Origin of the sequence: Nonomuraea sp. NPDC005692 (assembly GCF_040631115.1) — a bacterium.
Lineage (GTDB): Bacteria > Actinomycetota > Actinomycetes > Streptosporangiales > Streptosporangiaceae > Nonomuraea.
Genome location: NZ_JBEXYU010000001.1, coordinates 750,677 through 767,350 on the forward strand (window position 1 = coordinate 750,677; position 16,674 = coordinate 767,350).

12 protein-coding genes are annotated in these 16,674 nt (G+C 72.7%); 8 read left to right on the top strand and 4 right to left on the bottom strand.

Translation table 11 applies throughout. The annotated features are described in order from the left end of the window. The first annotated feature begins 363 nt into the window (after positions 1-363). Positions 364-1,263 (top strand): PAC2 family protein, encoded by a 900-nt coding sequence (locus tag ABZ459_RS03550; protein WP_357965304.1) that lies wholly within the window; start codon positions 364-366, stop codon positions 1,261-1,263. 35 nt (positions 1,264-1,298) lie between these two features. Beyond that, entirely contained in the window at positions 1,299-2,339 is a 1,041-nt protein-coding gene (locus ABZ459_RS03555) for a Gfo/Idh/MocA family oxidoreductase (RefSeq protein WP_357965305.1), read from the top strand. Positions 2,340-2,384: 45 nt separating this feature from the next. On the opposite strand, the gene ABZ459_RS03560 is transcribed toward ABZ459_RS03555, so the two are convergent. Next, a complete protein-coding gene (locus tag ABZ459_RS03560) occupies positions 2,385-3,167 on the bottom strand; it encodes a tyrosine-protein phosphatase (protein WP_357965307.1) in 783 nt (260 codons plus the stop codon). Between the two features lie 73 nt (positions 3,168-3,240). Between ABZ459_RS03560 and ABZ459_RS03565 the strand changes: the two genes are divergently transcribed. Continuing rightward, on the top strand, positions 3,241-4,215 hold the full coding sequence (locus ABZ459_RS03565) for a hypothetical protein (protein ID WP_357965310.1): 975 nt from the start codon (positions 3,241-3,243) through the stop codon (positions 4,213-4,215). Positions 4,216-4,225: 10 nt separating this feature from the next. Here ABZ459_RS03565 and ABZ459_RS03570 read toward each other — a convergent pair whose 3' ends face one another. Then, positions 4,226-6,709 (bottom strand): tetratricopeptide repeat protein, encoded by a 2,484-nt coding sequence (locus ABZ459_RS03570; RefSeq protein ID WP_357965312.1) that lies wholly within the window; start codon positions 6,707-6,709, stop codon positions 4,226-4,228. A 111-nt stretch (positions 6,710-6,820) separates the two neighbouring features. Then, positions 6,821-8,932 (bottom strand): M6 family metalloprotease domain-containing protein, encoded by a 2,112-nt coding sequence (locus tag ABZ459_RS03575; protein ID WP_357965315.1) that lies wholly within the window; start codon positions 8,930-8,932, stop codon positions 6,821-6,823. A gap of 110 nt (positions 8,933-9,042) precedes the next feature. On the opposite strand from ABZ459_RS03575, the gene ABZ459_RS03580 reads away from it, so the two are divergent. Together ABZ459_RS03580 and ABZ459_RS03585 are read left to right on the top strand one after the other, a co-directional pair. Then, positions 9,043-10,197, top strand: a complete 1,155-nt coding sequence (locus ABZ459_RS03580; protein ID WP_357965317.1) for a helix-turn-helix domain-containing protein — start codon at positions 9,043-9,045, stop codon at positions 10,195-10,197. Between the two features lie 183 nt (positions 10,198-10,380). Further along, positions 10,381-11,388, top strand: a complete 1,008-nt coding sequence (locus ABZ459_RS03585) for an amidohydrolase family protein (RefSeq protein WP_357965320.1) — start codon at positions 10,381-10,383, stop codon at positions 11,386-11,388. 72 nt (positions 11,389-11,460) lie between these two features. Here the strand turns inward: ABZ459_RS03585 and ABZ459_RS03590 are convergent, their stop codons facing one another. After that, the gene (locus ABZ459_RS03590; protein WP_357965323.1) at positions 11,461-11,880 is read right to left on the bottom strand and encodes a MarR family transcriptional regulator; all 420 of its coding nucleotides are present in this window, start codon (positions 11,878-11,880) and stop codon (positions 11,461-11,463) included. A 69-nt stretch (positions 11,881-11,949) separates the two neighbouring features. Between ABZ459_RS03590 and ABZ459_RS03595 the strand changes: the two genes are divergently transcribed. The 3 genes from ABZ459_RS03595 to ABZ459_RS03605 all read left to right on the top strand — a co-directional run bounded on the left by ABZ459_RS03595 (position 11,950) and on the right by ABZ459_RS03605 (position 16,619). Continuing rightward, a complete protein-coding gene (locus ABZ459_RS03595) occupies positions 11,950-13,683 on the top strand; it encodes an ABC transporter ATP-binding protein (protein WP_357965325.1) in 1,734 nt (577 codons plus the stop codon). 119 nt (positions 13,684-13,802) lie between these two features. Beyond that, the gene (locus ABZ459_RS03600) at positions 13,803-15,071 is read left to right on the top strand and encodes an MFS transporter (protein ID WP_357965326.1); all 1,269 of its coding nucleotides are present in this window, start codon (positions 13,803-13,805) and stop codon (positions 15,069-15,071) included. A 9-nt stretch (positions 15,072-15,080) separates the two neighbouring features. After that, positions 15,081-16,619 (top strand): gamma-glutamyltransferase, encoded by a 1,539-nt coding sequence (locus ABZ459_RS03605; protein ID WP_357965328.1) that lies wholly within the window; start codon positions 15,081-15,083, stop codon positions 16,617-16,619. Positions 16,620-16,674: the final 55 nt, after the last annotated feature.

Genomic DNA, 16,674 nt, shown 5'->3' on the forward strand with positions numbered 1-16,674 from the left:
TCACCGGCAGCGCTCTGACCACGGCCGACTCCTGCGTGAACCCGCCCCAGGGAAGCGCCCCGCGCCCGCGGCCGTAGGCGCGGCCGGAGCCGGATCCGGACGCGATGAACATTCACCCGGCTCCGCACGACCATGATCGGCCGACACCATCAGCAAAATGTCACCTTTGCTGATGGCGAGATTGACCGGAACGCCAGCCTCCGGGGTCGGCGGGCGACATCCTGGAGCCGCCGCTCCGGCCAGGGCGGACACCCCCGTCTCCGACCGGGTGCCGGATTGCGGCTCGATAGGGTGCCTTGCGCGGAATCGATCCGACTCGCCATAGGTTCTGGGGAAGAGTACCTAGGGAAAGGCTGTCCAACCGTGTTCGACCCGAAGGATCTCTACAGGCTCGCAGACGACGCGCCCGAGCTGACTGATCCGGTGTTGCTGTACCACTTCGACGGTTTCGTCGACGCGGGCGGCGCCGGACGCCTCGCGCTGGGCCACCTGCTGGCCGAGCTGGAGCACCGGGTCGTGGCGACGTTCGACGTGGACCGGTTGCTCGACTACCGGTCCCGGCGGCCCATCATGACCTTCGACACCGACCGCTGGGTCGAGTGTGAGAGCCCCGAGCTCGCCGTCCATGTCGCCCATGACGCCACGGGCACGCCGTTCCTGTTGATGAGCGGCCCGGAGCCGGACCGGGAATGGGAGTTGTTCACCCGCGCTGTGGGAGAGCTGCTGGAACGGCTGAAGGTGAGCAAGATCGTCACGCTGCACGGCATCCCGATGGCGGTGCCGCACACGCGGCCGCTGGGCATCACCATGCACGCCAGCCGCCCCGAGCTGATCAACTCCCAGACCAGCGCCTTCGGCCGGGTCCAGGTTCCGGGGAGCGCGGCCGCGCTGCTGGAGCTGCGGCTGGGCGCGCAGGGGCACGACGCGGTCGGGTACGCGGTGCACGTGCCGCACTACCTGTCACAGGCGGAGTACCCGACGGCGGCGGTGACCGGGCTGGAGGCGGTGACGCGGGGCACCGGCCTGGTGTTCCCGATGGAGGCGCTGCGCGACGCGGCCCACCGTACGACGGCGGAGATCGAGGAGCAGATCCAGGCGTCCTCGGAGCTGTCGACCGCCATCAGCGGCCTGGAGCAGCAGTACGACGCGTTCGCGGGCGGCGCGGAGCGGGAGAACCTGATGGCCGAGACGACCCCGATGCCCACGGGCGACGAGCTGGCCGCCCAGTTCGAACGGTTCCTGGCCGAACGCGACGACGAGTGACGGGCGGCCCGGCCCGTACCGGCTAACCTGGGCGGATGAGCGAGATCCGGGTCGGCCTGATCGGATACGGCACCGCGGGCGCGTACTTCCACGCCCCGCTCGTCCATGCCACTCCGGGCCTGCGGCTGTCGGCGGTGGTCACGCGGAATCCGGAGCGGCAGGCCGAGGTGGCCCACCGGTACGGCGCGGCCGGCGTGCCGGACATGCGTGAGCTGTGGGAGCACAGCGACCTCGTGGTGGTCGCCTCCCCCAATCGCACGCACGTGAGCATGGCCGCCGCCGCGCTCGCCGAGGGCCTGCCCGTCGTGGTGGACAAACCGGTCGCCCGCACCGCCGAGGAGGCCCGCGAGCTGGTTCGGCTGGCCGAGCAGGCCGGCGTCATGCTGACCGTGTTCCAGAACCGGCGCTGGGACGGCGACTTCCTCACCGTGCGGCGGCTGATCGCCGAGGGGCGGCTCGGCGACGTGCTGCGTTACGAGTCGAGGTTCGAGCGCTGGCGGCCGGTGCCCAAGGGCGGCTGGCGGGAGACCGGCGGCGCGGAGGAGATCGGCGGCCTGCTCTACGACCTGGGCAGCCACCTGGTCGACCAGGCGCTGCAACTGTTCGGCCCGGCGCACGAGGTCTACTGCGAGAGCGACGTGCGGCGGCCCGGCGTGGCCTCCGACGACGACACGTTCATCGCGCTCCGGCACGCGGGCGGGGTGCGTTCCCACCTGTGGGCCAGCTCGGTGACGGCCCGCCTCGGGCCGCGGCTGCGGGTGCTGGGCTCGGCGGGCGCGTACGTCAAGCACGGCATGGACGTGCAGGAGGAGCGCCTGCGGGCGGGCCTGACCCCGGACTCCCCCGGTTTCGGCACGGACGAGGAGAGCCGCTGGGGCCTGCTCGGCACCGACGACGACGCCCGGCCCGTTCCCACCGAGCCGGGCGCGTACCTGGACTTCTACCGCGGGGTGGAACGCGCCCTGCGCGAGGGCGCGCCGCCGCCGGTGGACCCGCGCGGCTCGATCGACACGCTGGCCGTCATCGAGGCCGCCCACCTGTCGGCCGCCCAGCGCATGGTCGTCCACCTGGGCTGACCCCCGAGCTGACACCCGGGCTGCCCCCCTGACTGATCGTGCTGATCAGTCGCGGAGGCGGGCGCGCAGGGCGGTGTTGTCGGCCTCGGTCCAGCCGTGGCCGCGCAGCCAGCCCATCGGGCCGTCGAAGCGGTCGTCCAGCACCTTGAGGAACTGCTCGATGTAGCGGGCCCAGGGCCTGTGGTCGTCGGCCGGGCGGGAGTCGAGGTCGTCCCGGTAGGTGTCGCTGGCGCGCAGGCGCTTGAGTATCAGCTCCAGGCGCTCGCCCGTGGCCACGTAGTCCCGCACGATGGCCTCGCGGGTGGCCCCGGCGACCTCCAGCGCCAGCGCCGACAGCACGCCGGTGCGGTCCTTGCCCGCCGCGCAGTGCACCAGCGCGGCGCCGTCGTCGAGGGCCATGGCGCGCAGGGCCGCCACGACGGCGTCCGGACGGTCGCGCAGGTAGCCGAAGTAGAAGCCGGTCACGCGCAGCTCCTCGTCGACCTCCCGCTCCTGCCAGGGCAGCACGCGGTCGCCGTCGATGGAGTCGGCCTCGACGTCGGTGTGCCTGCCGCCCTCGGCGAACAGCGTCAGGTGGTGGTGGGTCACCTCCGGCGCCCGGGTGAGCGGGCCGGGGCCCTCCAGGTTGACCTCGGCGGTCGAGCGCAGGTCCACGACGTGGCGCAGGTTCAGCTCGCTCACCAGGAGCGACACGTCCGCCGGGGTGAGGCCCTGCAGGTTGTCGGCTCGGAAGATCCGGCCGCGGCGGGTGAGCCCGCCGTCACGGGTGGGAAGTTCGCCCAGGTCACGTACGTTGACGGCGCCTTCCAGATCGATCCATCTTGTCATCTCATCCATTACTTCGACCTTATATGTCGGCCAATCATGAGCGGATTCCTAGTTCATAACGCAGCATGAACGTATGGATCCACGCGCACTGCCTCCCCGGCTGGTGATCGATCCATCGCTGCCCCCGGACGTCTCGGTCGAGTTGCGGTCGAGTCCGCACATCCTTCATATGGCCCGTTCCGGCAGGCGGATGGACCCCAGTTTCAGCCCCGCCCTGCTCTTCGCGCTTCCGGCCCTGCTGGTGATGGTCCTGATCGTGACCGACAACGCCGAGGTCGTCTTCGTGGCCGGGCTCGGCATGGGGCTGATCGCCCTGATCCGGTGGATGGCGTTGGACAGCTCCCACCGGATCGTCAAACGACGACTACGTCTCGCCACCACCCACGCCGACCGCTACGTCCTGCCCGAGGACCTCGACCGTCCCTGCCAGGTGCTGCTGCGCCGCGCCCAGGACGCGGCCACGGCCGTGCTGAACTCCAAGGTGCACAAGGCCGGGCTGATCGACTCGGTCGAGAACCAGGTCTCGCTGCCCGAGGAGGTCTGGCAGATCGCCCACCGGCTGCGGCGGCTGTCGTCGATGCACGCCGAGCAGGGCAGGCTCATCCCTCACGAGCTGCCACCGGGCATGGAGGACGCCTTCAAGCCGTACACCAGCGCCCTCGACGCCGCCTGGACCTCGCTCTCGCACCGCGTACGCCACCTGGAGAAGTACGCCAAGCAGGTGCTCAAGGCGGACAAGGTCTACCACGCGCACAGACGTCTGGAGGCGCTGGCCGCCAAGACCCCCGAGTACCAGCAGCTCCTCGCCGACACCGTACGGGACGAGCTGGCGCACGAGCGTATCCGGGAGCTGTCCGACCAGGCGGCCCACGTGCGCAAGCTGTTCGAGGAGAGCGTGCTGCAGGCCAGGCAGGCGGCGGGCGAACTGCTGAGAAGCCCCTTCAGCGACGCCTACGGCACCGGCGCGCTCGGCCCCCGCACCGGCGGGCACGACCGCGCCGCGCACCGCACGACCGGCCCGCAGCGGCACCCCTCGCGCGACTCCTGATCTCCGGCGCTCAGGGCCTGGCCTGCCGCAGGAGCTCCAGGGTGCGGCGCATGCCCGCCTCGTTGCCCAGGCTGCGGTAGATCTCCCTGGCCTGCTCCAGCGGCCCGACCGCCGCGTCCGGGCCACCCGCGTCGAGGTGCGCCTCGCCGAGGTAGCGCAGGCTCCTGGCCATCCACCAGCGGTCCTCCAGCTCCTGGAAACCGCGTACGGCGCGGCGCAGCTCGTGCCCGGACTCCTCGATCCGGCCCAGCCGGGCCAGGGCGCGCCCGGCCGACACCGCGGTGCGCGCCACCCCCCACGAGTCGCCGAGCGCCACCAGGATCTCCTCGGCCCGCCGGACGTACTCCAGCTCCCGCAGACCGCCCGCCGGATCGCCCACCTCGCCCGCGGCGCGCAGGCAGCGGGCCTCCTCCCACAGCTCGCCGCGCTGCCGGAACATCTCGGCCGCCCGGTCGAGACTGAACCCGGCCCTGGCGAACAGGGCGTCGGAGGCCCGGTGGTCGCCGGCCCGGCGCTCGCCGCGCGCCTGGGCGGCCAGCGCCTCGCCGTAGACGCGCAGCGTCTGGGCCTCGGAGTAGCGGTTGCCCGCCCGCTGGAAGATCTCCAGGGCGTCTTCGAGCAGGTCACGGGCCTCCTCGGGGCGGCGCTCCGCCATGCGCATCTCGGCCAGGTTGCGCTGGGTGCGGGCCATCCACCACAGGTCGTCCTCGTGCTTGAACGCGGTGATCGCCCCGATCAGGTAGTCCTGGGCGCGGTCGAGGTGGCCGCCGCTGATCAGGGTCATGCCGACCGTGCGCATCGCCCGGGCCGCCCACCAGGTCTCGCCGAGGTCGCCGAAGATCTCCAGCGCCTGCTCGGCCTCGTTCAGCGCGCGTTCGCGCAGGCCCATGCCGCCGCGCACGATCGCGCTGTTCAGCAGCGCGATGGCCAGCGCGCGCCGGTCACCGGTACGCCGGCCCGCCTCGCAGCCGATGTCGGCGACGTCCGCCCAGTCGGCCCAGTAGGCCCGCAGCGAGTGGCACAACGAGCAGAACGCCCTGGACAGCCCCCAGGTCAGCTCCCAGAGCCGGAACTGAGCGGCCAGGTTGATCATGCCGAGCAGCGACAGCCGCTCGGCGTTCAGCCAGTCGCCCGCCCCGAGCTGGCCCTCGGCGTCGGCGCGCCGGCCGCCCTTGCTCCAGTCCTGCGGCCAGCGGTGCTGGGCGGCCTCCTCGGCCCGGCGCCGGTAGCCGTGCAGGACGCGCTCCACGGCGGCCCTGCGGCGCTCCTCCTCGTCCTGGCCGGCCAGCTCGGCGGCGAACACCCGGACCAGGTCGTGCAGGCGGTAGCGCATCGCGCCGGTCTGGTCGGTGCCGGAGCACTCGGCGAGCTGGGCGTCGATCAGCGCTTCGAGCTGGTCGGCGCCGTCGAGGCCGGAGATGTCGAGCAGCTCGCCGGCCACCCAGCCGGGCACGTCCGGCGCGGGCAGCGCGCTGAGCAGGCGCAGCAGGCGGCGCTGGATGCCGGTGCAGTCGTCGTAGCTGAGCTGCACGGAGGCCCGCACGCTCTTGTCCACGCCCTGGGCCACCTGGAGCTGGTCGAGACGGCGGCGCTCGTCGCTCAGCCGCTCGGCCATCTCGCGCAGGGTCCACTGCTCGCGGGTGGCCAGCCGGCCGCCGCAGATGTTGATCGCCAGCGGCAGGTGGTCGCAGAGCCGGACGATCTCCTTGGCCGACTCCAGGTCGTCCACGACCCGCGCGCCGCCGGCCAGCCGGGCCAGCAGCTCCACGCCGTGCGCCTCGGTGAACACGCCGAGCCGGGTGTCGTGGGTGCCGTCCAGGAACAGCGGGGAGCGCGAGGTGACCAGCACCGCGCAGCCGGGCTCGGCCGGGATCAGCGGTTTGATCTGGGCGGCGTCGTGGGCGTTGTCCAGGCCGATGAGGATCTTGCGGCCCTTGGTCCAGGTCAGCCAGAGGGTGCGCAGCTCGTCGAGGCCGCCGGGGTCGGTGGCCAGCCGCACGCCCAGGCCGCGCAGGAAGCCGATCAGCACCTCCTCGGGGCGTACCGGGGCGTCGACGACGCCGCGCAGGTCGGCGTGCAGCCGGCCGTCGGGGAACCAGTCGGCGACCTCCTGCCCGAACCTGGTCATCAGCGCCGACTTGCCGACGCCGCCGCGGCCGTACACGGAGACGACCAGGGGCGGGGACAGGTCGGAGGACTTCCGGCGGGCGGCGAAGACCTCGCGCAGGGTGGCGAGGGAGTCGGCGCGCCCGGTGAAGTGCTCGGGCACCGGCGGCCACTGGTCGGGCGGCCGGACGCCGGGCTCGGGCGCGGGCGCGACGCGCCGCCGGGGCGTGGCCTCGGTGGTGGCCCACGTGGTCACGCCGACCAGCAGCGCCGCCGCGAGCGTCACCCCGATCTTGGCCATCGGCGGGATGTCCCACTCCAGCGAGGCGGCCAGCACACTGGCGGCGCCGGCCGCGAGCCCCGCCGAGACGGGCGCCGCCCATGTCACCCGCTTACGTCGCGGTTTATCCGGTAAGTTGCCCGGCACCCGAACACCCCCTTCCGGGGGTGATTCAAGCCGATGGGGCACGGCGAGCGCCAGCCGTACCCCATCGTTCCGCTACAGGCCGATCACGTGGCAGGTGGCCGTGGCGGTCTTGGTCGGGTCGCTCTCCGAGGTGGCGGTGAGCTTGACGCGGGCCAGACGGTCGCCGCCGGGCGCGCGCACCGCGTTGACCGTCACCGGCGCCTGCTTGCCGAAGGCGACGGAGGCCAGGGCGTTGGGCACCTGGGCGGTCCAGCCCTTGCCCTGCACCTCGGCCTTGACCCGGTAGACGTCGGAGTTGAGGTAGGCGCTGACGTCCTCGGGGTGCTGCCCCTGGGCGGGGGCCGCCTTGCCGGTGTTGAACACCGGGAACGTGCAGGTGGAGATGTTCTTGCCGGTGGGGACGCCGGCCGCGGGCAGCACCCGCACGCCGCGCTTCTGCGGGCCCGAGCCGTCCAGCGACCGGATGGCGACGGAGTAGGACAGCTCGCCGTTCCGGTTGCGCTTGAGGTCGGTGACGTAGAAGTGCAGGCGGTTGGCCTGGTCCACGTACTCGTACTCGCTGCCGGAGTCGGTCCCGGCGTGGAAGAGGGCGTCGGAGAGCTGGCGGTAGTCGCCGACGGTGATCGGCACCTTGGTCCCGTCGGGCATCACGTAGTCGGTCATGCCGATGTCCTGCGGGTTGGCGTCGACCACCCACTCGAACGGCGCCCGGTCCTCGTTCTTGGTCTTGGCCAGGAGCACGCCGGAGTCGGGGGTGAAGGAGTCGGAGCCCATCCGGTCCACGACCTCGACCGTGTAGTTCTGGTAACCGCCGCGGTCGCACAGCGGGTCGGTCGCCGAGCAGGTGCTCTTGTCGCCGGGGGCGTCGAAGGAGATGTTGACGCCCGACAGGTCGCCCTGCCCCGGCCGCACGGCGCGGGCCAGGACCTTGGCCGTGACCAGGCCGGACTCGTCGAGCGCCTCACGCGACAGGCGCAGGACGTTCTGCTCGTCCACCATGCCGAGCTTGAGCTTGTTGCGCAGCATGTGCTGGGCGCCCATGGACGCGCCCGCCGTGGGCGGGATCAGCCAGCGGGAGTGCGGTCCGCCGGGGCCGTTGAAGCTGCCGCGGCTGAGCATCTCCCAGACGCCGGTGTACGCCCGGACCGGCGGCACCCCGTACGGGTTGTTGTAGTTGTCCAGCACGCCGAGGATGTGGCTGAACTCGTGGGCGTAGACGGCCATGCCGGAGCTCTCGGCCTGGACGGAGTCGACGCCGATGTTGGCGTTGGGCCAGAAGTTGGAGGCCGCCTGCCAGGAGGACCAGTCGACGTAGCGCGTCTTCAGCCAGTTGGGCAGGGCCGGGTCGGGCGGGCCCCACTCGTCGGGCACGTCCTCCTTGGTCGGGAACTTCATCATCCCGAACTCCTGCCAGGTGGACGACTCGTCCTGGCCGGCGCTGAGGTAGAAGATGAAGTCGTACTGCTTGGCGACCTCCTCGCCGACGGCGTTGATCCACGCGTTGTGGCCGTCGGTGCGCAGGTTCTTGCTGCAGGTGTCGCCCGCCGGGCAGCCCGAGGTGCCGTTGAAGCCGGGCTCCAGCGCGTACTCGTGGTCCTTGCCCGGCATCGTGTACGGGCCGAACCCGGTCAGCTCGACGCCGTACCGGCCGCCGGAGTCCTCCATCCAGTACTCGTGGATGGTGTGACCCTTGTTGAGGTCGTTCGGGGTGTTGAGGAAGTCCTGGTAGAACTTGGCCACCTGGTCGCGCGGGACGTCATGGGCCTCGGCGCTCGGGTTGGCGTAGATCGTCGAGCCCTTGGGCTGGGTGACGACGAACGCCTGGTTGGGGTAGTCGAGCAGCACCAGCGCGCCCTTGAAGGTGCGCTTGGAGCCCTTGACGGCCGGGTCGTTCCAGTTCGTGCCCGGCGGCTTCTTGTAGTCCGCCCACGTCATGTGGTCGGGGTTCTCCCAGTTCTGCGGGTCGAGAGGCGTGAGGCCGCCGGGAGGACGGGCGCGCAACGTCTGGGCGTCGGCCGATTCGTCCTGCTGCCAGGGCTGGGTCTGCGGCCAGTGGTTCTGCCGCCAGGGGTACTCGGGATCGACAGTGGGGGGTGCTGCGGAAGCAGGGGTCGCCATCAGGCTCACCGGGATCAGCACGATGGCCGCCAGCAAACCCTTCAGCAGCTTCTTCGGGGCATTCACGGATTGACGGTATAGACGTTATTGACGGAGATCACCGATCAGCTGTAGGGAAGACGTGTAGCAACCCTTCCGACATTTGTCGAAATGTCCAGCGTGACCTAGGTGGAGCTTTGGCGGATCTCCAGCGGATCGTGGACGACCTCGCCGTCCGTCTCGCGCGCCCCCTGCTGCTGGAGGACCGCGTGCAGCGCGTCATCGCCTACAGCGAGCAGAACGGCGCCATGGACGACATCCGCCGCGACTCCATCCTGCGCCGGCACACCACCCCTGAGGTGCGCGAGTGGCTGCGGGCGGCCGGCGTCCACGAGGCGCAGGCCCCCCTGCGGACGGCCGGCGCGCCGCACCTGGGCCTGCTGCCGCGTGTGTGCGTCCCGTTGCGGCACGCCGACGGCCTGCTCGGCTTCCTGTGGTTCATCGACGCAGAGCCGGCCATGTCCGACGAGAAGGTGGCCGAGGCCGCGGCGGCCGTCCCCGGGCTGGCGCTCGCGCTGTTCCACGAGAGCCTGGCGACCGGGCTGGCCTCCCACCGGGAGCTGGAGGCGGTCACCGGCCTGCTGCGCGGCGAGCGGGACGCGGCCAGGCAGCTCATCGAGGCGGGCGCGTTCCCGCAGGGCCAGCCGGTGACCGTGCTGGTGGCGCGGCCCCGCTCGGCCGAGCCCGACGAGGGGCTGCGGCTGGCGCTCGAACAGGGGCTGCTGGCGCTGCGCCGGCGGCTGAGCGGCCACCATCCGCTGCACCTCGTGCGCTACGACCACGCCGTGCTGCTCACCGCCGGGCCGCCGGTCCCGCCCGACGAACTGCACGCGGCCATGCCGGTGCCCGTGGTGGTGGGGGTCGGGCGTACCCGGCTCGAACTGGCGCAGGCGGCGGGGTCGTACGCGGAAGCCCGGCACGCGGCGGAGGTGACCGCGCGGGTGCCGGGGCTCGGGCGGTCGGCCGAGTGGGCCCGGCTCGGCGTCTACCGGATGCTCACCCAGCTCGCGGACCAGGAGGTGCATCCCGGGCTCGACGGGCTGCTGGCCGACGAGCAGTACCTGCCGCTGCTGGAGACGCTGGAGACGTACCTGGACCTGGCGGGCAGCGCGGTGGCGACGTCCCGGGCGCTGCGGCTGCACCGCACCTCGCTGTACTACCGGCTGCAGCGGGTGGAGGAGCTGGCGCGTACGGACCTCAAGGACGGCGGCGAGCGGTTGGCCCTGCACCTCGGCCTGAAACTGGCCCGGCTGTCCGGCCGCTACCAGCCCCGGGACGCCCGCGGCGACTGATTGCCTTCGCCGCCGTCGCTCGCGTTTAATGCCAAAAGGGCAAATCCGACGGGAGCGCCGATGGCGGGTGCGAAGCGTGCTGCGCGGGTTCCGGGGCGGGCTCCGGGGCGGGTTCCGGCTCGGGTTCCGGCGCGAATTCCGGGGCCGGATTCGGGGCCGTTCTCGGGCAGGCGGGCGCCCGTCGTGGCCCATTCCGCTCCCCTGGTGCTGCCGGTCTGCGCCGAGCCCGTGCGCGACGGGACGGTGGTGATCAGGGGCGGGCGGGTGCTCCAGGTGGGCGCGCGGGCCGAGCTGCTGTCCCGCTTCCGCGTCGCGGAGGAGGTCCGCTGGCCGGGCATGATCGTGGCCGGGCTGGTGGACGCCTGCTGCGCGCCGACGCCGCCGGGCCCCGGCGTCACCACGCGGGCCGCCGTGGTGGCCGACCCCGCCGATCTCGCCGGAGTTCCCGGCGTCTCGTACGTCGAGGCGTCCAGCGCCTGCGAGCAGGACTGGGAGGACCACGACCGGGACGCGCTGATCACGGCGCTGCGCGAGGTGGACCGGCCGTGCCCGGTCGGGATCGCGGCCAGGACCCGCGACCCGCAGGTGCTGGAGGACGTCGCCGTGCTGGCCAGGACGTTCGGCCTGCGGCTGCTGGCCGGGCTGGACCGGCACTCGCCCATGGCCCTGGACGAGGCCGGCGCGCTCGGCTCCCACTGCCACGTGGCCTGCGCCCGGCCGCTCGACCCCGGCGAGCGCAAGCTGCTGGCCCTGCGCCGGAGCGTGGTCGCCATCTGCCCGCCGGGACCGGAGCAGGCCGCCGACGTGCTGGCCCTCCTGGAGGAGGGCCACCGCCTCGCCCTGGGCAGCCGCGCCCTGGACGCCCTCGACCCGGCCGGCCCCGCCCTGGCCGGCCCCGACCCGGCCGGCGCCGGCCCCGGCGACCTGCTCGGGCTCGCGGCCGGTGTCCGGCGGCGGGCCCGGGAGCTCGGACTGCGGGTACGGGGGCTGGACCGCCGCCTGGTCGAGGCCGCGACGCTGGGCGGGGCGCGGGCACTGGGCCTGGACGCCGGGCCGGGCCGGATCGGCTCACTCGGACCGGGCAGCCGGGCCGACTTCGCCGTCTTCGACGCCGGGGGACGCTACCCGTACTCGGCGCTGATGGCCCGCCCGCCCTGCCTGGGCACGGTCGTCGGCGGCGCGCTCACCTGAACCCTGAAACCGAGCGCGCTCACCTGAACCCTGAAACCGAGCGCGGTCACCTGAACCCTGACCCGAGCGCGGTCACCTGAACTGGCCGTCCACCGCGCCCAGCAGATCTCTGAGCTGGTCACGCTGCTCCTGGGACAGCACCGCGAACAGGCCCTCCCCGGCCTCCCTGCGCGCGTCTCTGGCCCGTTCGGCCATGGCCCGCCCCGCGTCGGTGATCACGACCAGCGTCGAGCGGCGATTGGCCGGATCGACCTCCCTGCGCACCAGCCCGGCCTCCTCCAGCGCGTCCACGACGGGCGTCAGCGAGCGCGGCACGATCCGCAGCTCGTCGGCCAGTTGCACCATCCGCAGCGGCCGGTCGGCCGCGCCGAGCGCGCGCAAGGCCCGCGCCTGCCCCGGATTGAGCCCGAGCGGAACCAGCCGATGCACGTATCCGTGCCGCAGACGCCTGCTGACCAGGTGCAAGAGCTCCGCGAGCTCCATCTCTCCCATATAGACGATTTTAGCCGGAACAATTATGAGTTAACCTCTGTTTGAGTGGACATCCGAAAGGAGGCCATATTGGCCGACGAACCACGCGCGCCGCTGCGGCGCATCATCGGACTCTTCACCCCCTACCGTGGCCGGCTGGCCCTGGTGGGCGCGTTCATCCTGCTGTCGTCCCTGGTCGGGCTGGCCTCGCCGTTCCTGCTGCGCGAGGTGCTGGACGTGGCGATCCCGTCCCGCGACGCGCTACTTCTCACGCTGCTGGCGCTCGGCATGATCGCGGTCGCGGTCACCACGAGCGTGTTCGACGTGCTGCAGACGCTCATCTCCACCACCGTGGGCCAGCGGGTGATGCACGACCTGCGCATCTCGGTCTACTCCCACCTCCAGCGCATGTCGCTGGCCTTCTTCACCCGCACCAGGACTGGCGAGGTGCAGTCGCGCATCGCCAACGACATCGGCGGCATGCAGTCGGTGGTCACCTCGACCGCGACCTCGATCATCTCCAACCTCACCACCGTGATCGCCACGATCGTGGCCATGCTCGCCCTCGACTGGCGGCTGACGGTGATCTCGCTCCTGCTGCTGCCGGTGTTCGTGTGGATCAGCAGGAAGGTCGGCGCCGAGCGCAAGCGCATCACCAACGAACGGCAGCGCAAGCTCGCCGTGATCTCCTCGATGGTCCAGGAGTCGCTGTCGATCAGCGGCGTCCTGCTGGGCCGGACGATGGGCCGCTCCGCCGAGCTGACCGACCGGTTCGGCCGCGCCTCCGACGAGCTGGCCGAGCTGGGCGTACGGACGAGCATGGCCGGACGGTGGCGGCAGTCGTCGATCCAGATCATCATGGCCGCGATGCCCGCCCTGATCTACTGGGCCGTCGGCTACACCGGCATCATCTCCGTCGGCACCCTCGTGGCCTTCACCACGCTCCAGTCGAGCCTGTTCCGGCCGACGGTGTCGCTGCTGCGGCTGGGCGTCGAGGTGCAGAGCTCGCTGGCGCTGTTCGGCCGCATCTTCGAGTACCTGGACCTGTCGGTGGACATCCACCCCGGCACCCGCACGCTGGACGGCGTACGCGGCGAGGTGCGCTTCGAGCGGGTCGACTTCGCCTACGAGGACGAGCGCACCCTGCACGCCGTCGACGTCACCGTCCCCGCGGGCACGACGCTGGCCGTCGTGGGCGAGACCGGCTCGGGCAAGACCACCCTCAGCTACCTGCTCCCCCGCCTGTACGACGTGACCGGCGGCCGGGTCACCATCGACGGCGTGGACGTGCGCGACCTGACGTTCGAGACGCTGAGCGAGGTGGTCGGGGTGGTCTCGCAGGAGACGTACCTGTTCCACGCCTCGATCGCGGACAACCTGCGCTTCGCCCGTCCGGCGGCCACCGACGAGGAGCTGGAGGCGGCGGCGCGGGCCGCGCGCATCCACGACCACATCGCCTCGCTGCCCGACGGCTACGACACGATGGTGGGCGAGCGCGGCTACCGGTTCTCCGGCGGCGAGAAGCAACGCCTGGCCATCGCCCGCACGCTGCTGCGCAACCCGCCGGTGCTGATCCTGGACGAGGCCACCAGCGCCCTCGACACCCAGACCGAGCGAGCCGTCCAGGAAGCCCTGGAGACGCTGGCGCGGGGGCGTACGACGATCACGATCGCCCACCGCCTGTCGACCGTCCGCGACGCGGACCAGATCGTCGTGCTCGACCACGGGAAGATCGTCGAGCGCGGCACGCACGACGAGCTGATGGCCCTCGGCGGCCACTACGCGGCCCTGGTGGACCGGGACCGCCCGCTCGAACTAGTCTGAAATTTCGCCCTAAACCAGTTTTAAACGTGTCTTACCTCACATTTCGGGCAAATCGGTATCGTCGCGATCGAGCCGCGCGTTGACTCCCCCGTTTGCCCCTTCCGAGGCTAGGACCAGTCTTGCCACCGCGCTCCTCCACCTTCCGCGCCCTGCGCCACCACAACTACCGGCTCTGGGCCGGAGCCGACATCGTCTCCGTCACCGGAACCTGGATGCAGGTCCTGGGGGTGAACTGGCTCATCCTCACCATGACGGGGTCGGCCACCAGCGTGGGGCTGAGCCTGGTGATGCAGGCGCTGCCGACGCTGCTGCTCGGCATGTGGGGCGGGGCGCTGGCCGACCGGCTGCCGACCCGGCCCGTCGTCGTCGCCGCGCAGCTGGCGCAGGCCGCGCTGGCCGCCGTCCTGGCGCTGATCGCCTTCTCCGGCGTCGACTCCGTCGCGCCGATCTACGCGGTGGCGCTGGCGGGCGGCGTGGTCTCCGCGCTCGGCGGCCCCGCGCTCGGACGGTTCGGGGCCGAGGTGGTGCCCCCGGCCGACCTGCCCAACGCCATGGCGCTCGGCTCGATCCTGAGCTCGGCGGGACGCATCCTCGGCATGAGCCTGGCCGGCGTGCTGCTGCCGCTGACCGGCAACGGCGGGCTCTTCCTGCTCAACGCGGCCACCTTCTTCGTCGTGATCGCGGCCGTCGCGCTCATGCGGCGCGCGGAGTTCCACCGGCTCGCCGGCTCCGAGCGGCAGCCCGGTGCGGTCGCCGCCGGCCTGCGGTACGTGCTGCGCACCCCCTGGCTGCTCGTGGTGCTGGCGCTCTCGCTGGTGCTGGGCAGCCTCGGCCGCAACTACCAGGTCACCATGGCCGCCATGAGCGCGGGCCCGCTGGCGGCCGGCGCCGCCGGGTACGGCCTGCTGTCCAGTGTGTTCGCCGCCGGCACGGTCGTGGGCGGCTTCCTGGCCGCCACCCGGCCGCACCTGACGGTCCGGCTGCTGCTGATCACCGCGTTCCTGACCGGGGTCGCGCAGACGCTGAGCGGCCTGATGCCCGCCCTGGGGACGTTCGCCACGATGATGCTGCCGATCGCGGCGGGCGCGGTGATCATCGACACCACGGTCTCGGCGCGGGCGCAGCTCGACAGCCCCGACGAGATGCGCGGGCGGGTCATCGCCGCGCTGGGCATGGTGAGCGCGGGCGCGGGCGCGATCGGCGGGCCGCTGCTCGGGTGGCTGAGCGACGCGTTCGGGCCGCGCCTGTCGCTGGGCATCGGCGGCGTGTCGTGCGTGGCCGCGACGCTGCTCGCGGCGCTCGCGCTGGCCCGCCTGTCCGGCCGGACCGTCCGCCAGGCGGCCTTCCGGCCGCGCCTGGAGAACCGGCTGACCCCGGAACGGGCTTAGTCTCTTCACGTGCACAACACCAGATACGCCCCGAACGGCATGGTCTGCAGCGTCGACCACCTGGCCTCGGCCGCCGGGGTGGGCGCGCTGGACCGCGGCGGTTCGGCGGCCGACGCGGCGATCGCGGCCAACGCCGTGCTCGCCGTCGTCGCGCCGCACATGTGCGGGCTCGGCGGAGACCTGTTCGCGCTCGTCCACGACGGCACGGTCACCGCGCTCAACGCCTCCGGCCGCGCCGGGTCCGGCGCCGACCCCGCCCGGCTGCGCGCCGAGGGGCACACCCGCATGCCGCACCTGCACGACATCAGGTCCGTGCCGGTGCCCGGCTGCGTCGACGGGTGGCTCGCCCTGCACGCCAGGCACGGCCGCCTGCCCATGGCCGAGCTGCTGCGGCCCGCGATCGCGCTGGCCCGCGACGGCTTCCCCGCCTCCCCGCTGCTGGTCCCCGGCGCCCGTACGGCGGCCGCACGGCCGGGCGGCGGCGACTTCGCCCCCGTACACCAGGCCGGCGACCGCGTCACCCGCCCCGGCGTGGCCCGCGCGCTGCAGGCGGTGGCCGACGGCGGCCGCGACGGCTTCTACCTCGGCGAGTTCGGGCAGGGCCTGATCGAGCTCGGCGCGGGCGAGTACACCGCCGCCGACCTGGCCGCCCCCGGCGCCGAGTGGGTCGAGCCGCTGCGGGTGCGCGCCTTCGGCCACGACGTGTGGTCCATGCCGCCCAACTCCCAGGGCTACCTGCTGCTGATGTCCCTGGCCGTGCTCGACGGGCTCGACCTGCCCGGCTCGCCCCGCCATCCGGCCTGGGCCCACCTGCTGGCCGAGGCCGCCAGGGCCGCCGGGCACGACCGGCTCGACCTGCTGCACGAAGACGCCAAAGACCTGCTCGACCCCGGCGAGATCGCCCGCCGCCGGGCCCTGGTCGACCCGGTCAGGCGCAGCCGCCTGCGGGCCCCGTCCGCAGACGGCGACACGACGTACCTGTGCGCTGTGGACGGCGACGGCATGGGCGTGTCGCTGATCCAGTCGAACGCGTCCGGGTTCGGCGGCATGCTCTTCGAGCCGCGTACCGGGATCAACCTCCACAACCGCGGCATCGGTTTCTCGCTGCGTCCCGGCCACCCGGCCGAGTACGGCCCCGGCCGCCGTCCGCCGCACACCCTGGCCCCCGCGCTGATCACCCGTCCCGGCGGCGGGCTGCGGACGGTCGTGGGCACGATGGGCGGCGACGCCCAGCCGCAGATCCTGGCCCAGGTCATCACCCGCCTGCTGCGCCACGGCGAGGAGCCCGGCCAGGCGCTCGCCGCGCCGCGCTGGCGGCTGGGCGGCGGCAGCGGCTTCGACACCTGGGACGCCCCCGACGACGCCGTGGTCGACCTGGAGGAGGGCACGACCTGGGCCGACGGCCTGACCGCGCTCGGCCACCCGGTGCGCACGCTGCCGTACGGAAGCTCCTTCGGCCACGCCCACCTCATCGACGTGCGCCCGGACGGCATGCTGGCGGGCGCCGCCGACCCCCGCTCACTGGTCGGCGCCGCGATCGGCCGCTAGATGGACAAGGATGGGCTACCGGAGGCCCTAAGCCAGGCCAAGTCGTAGGATTCCG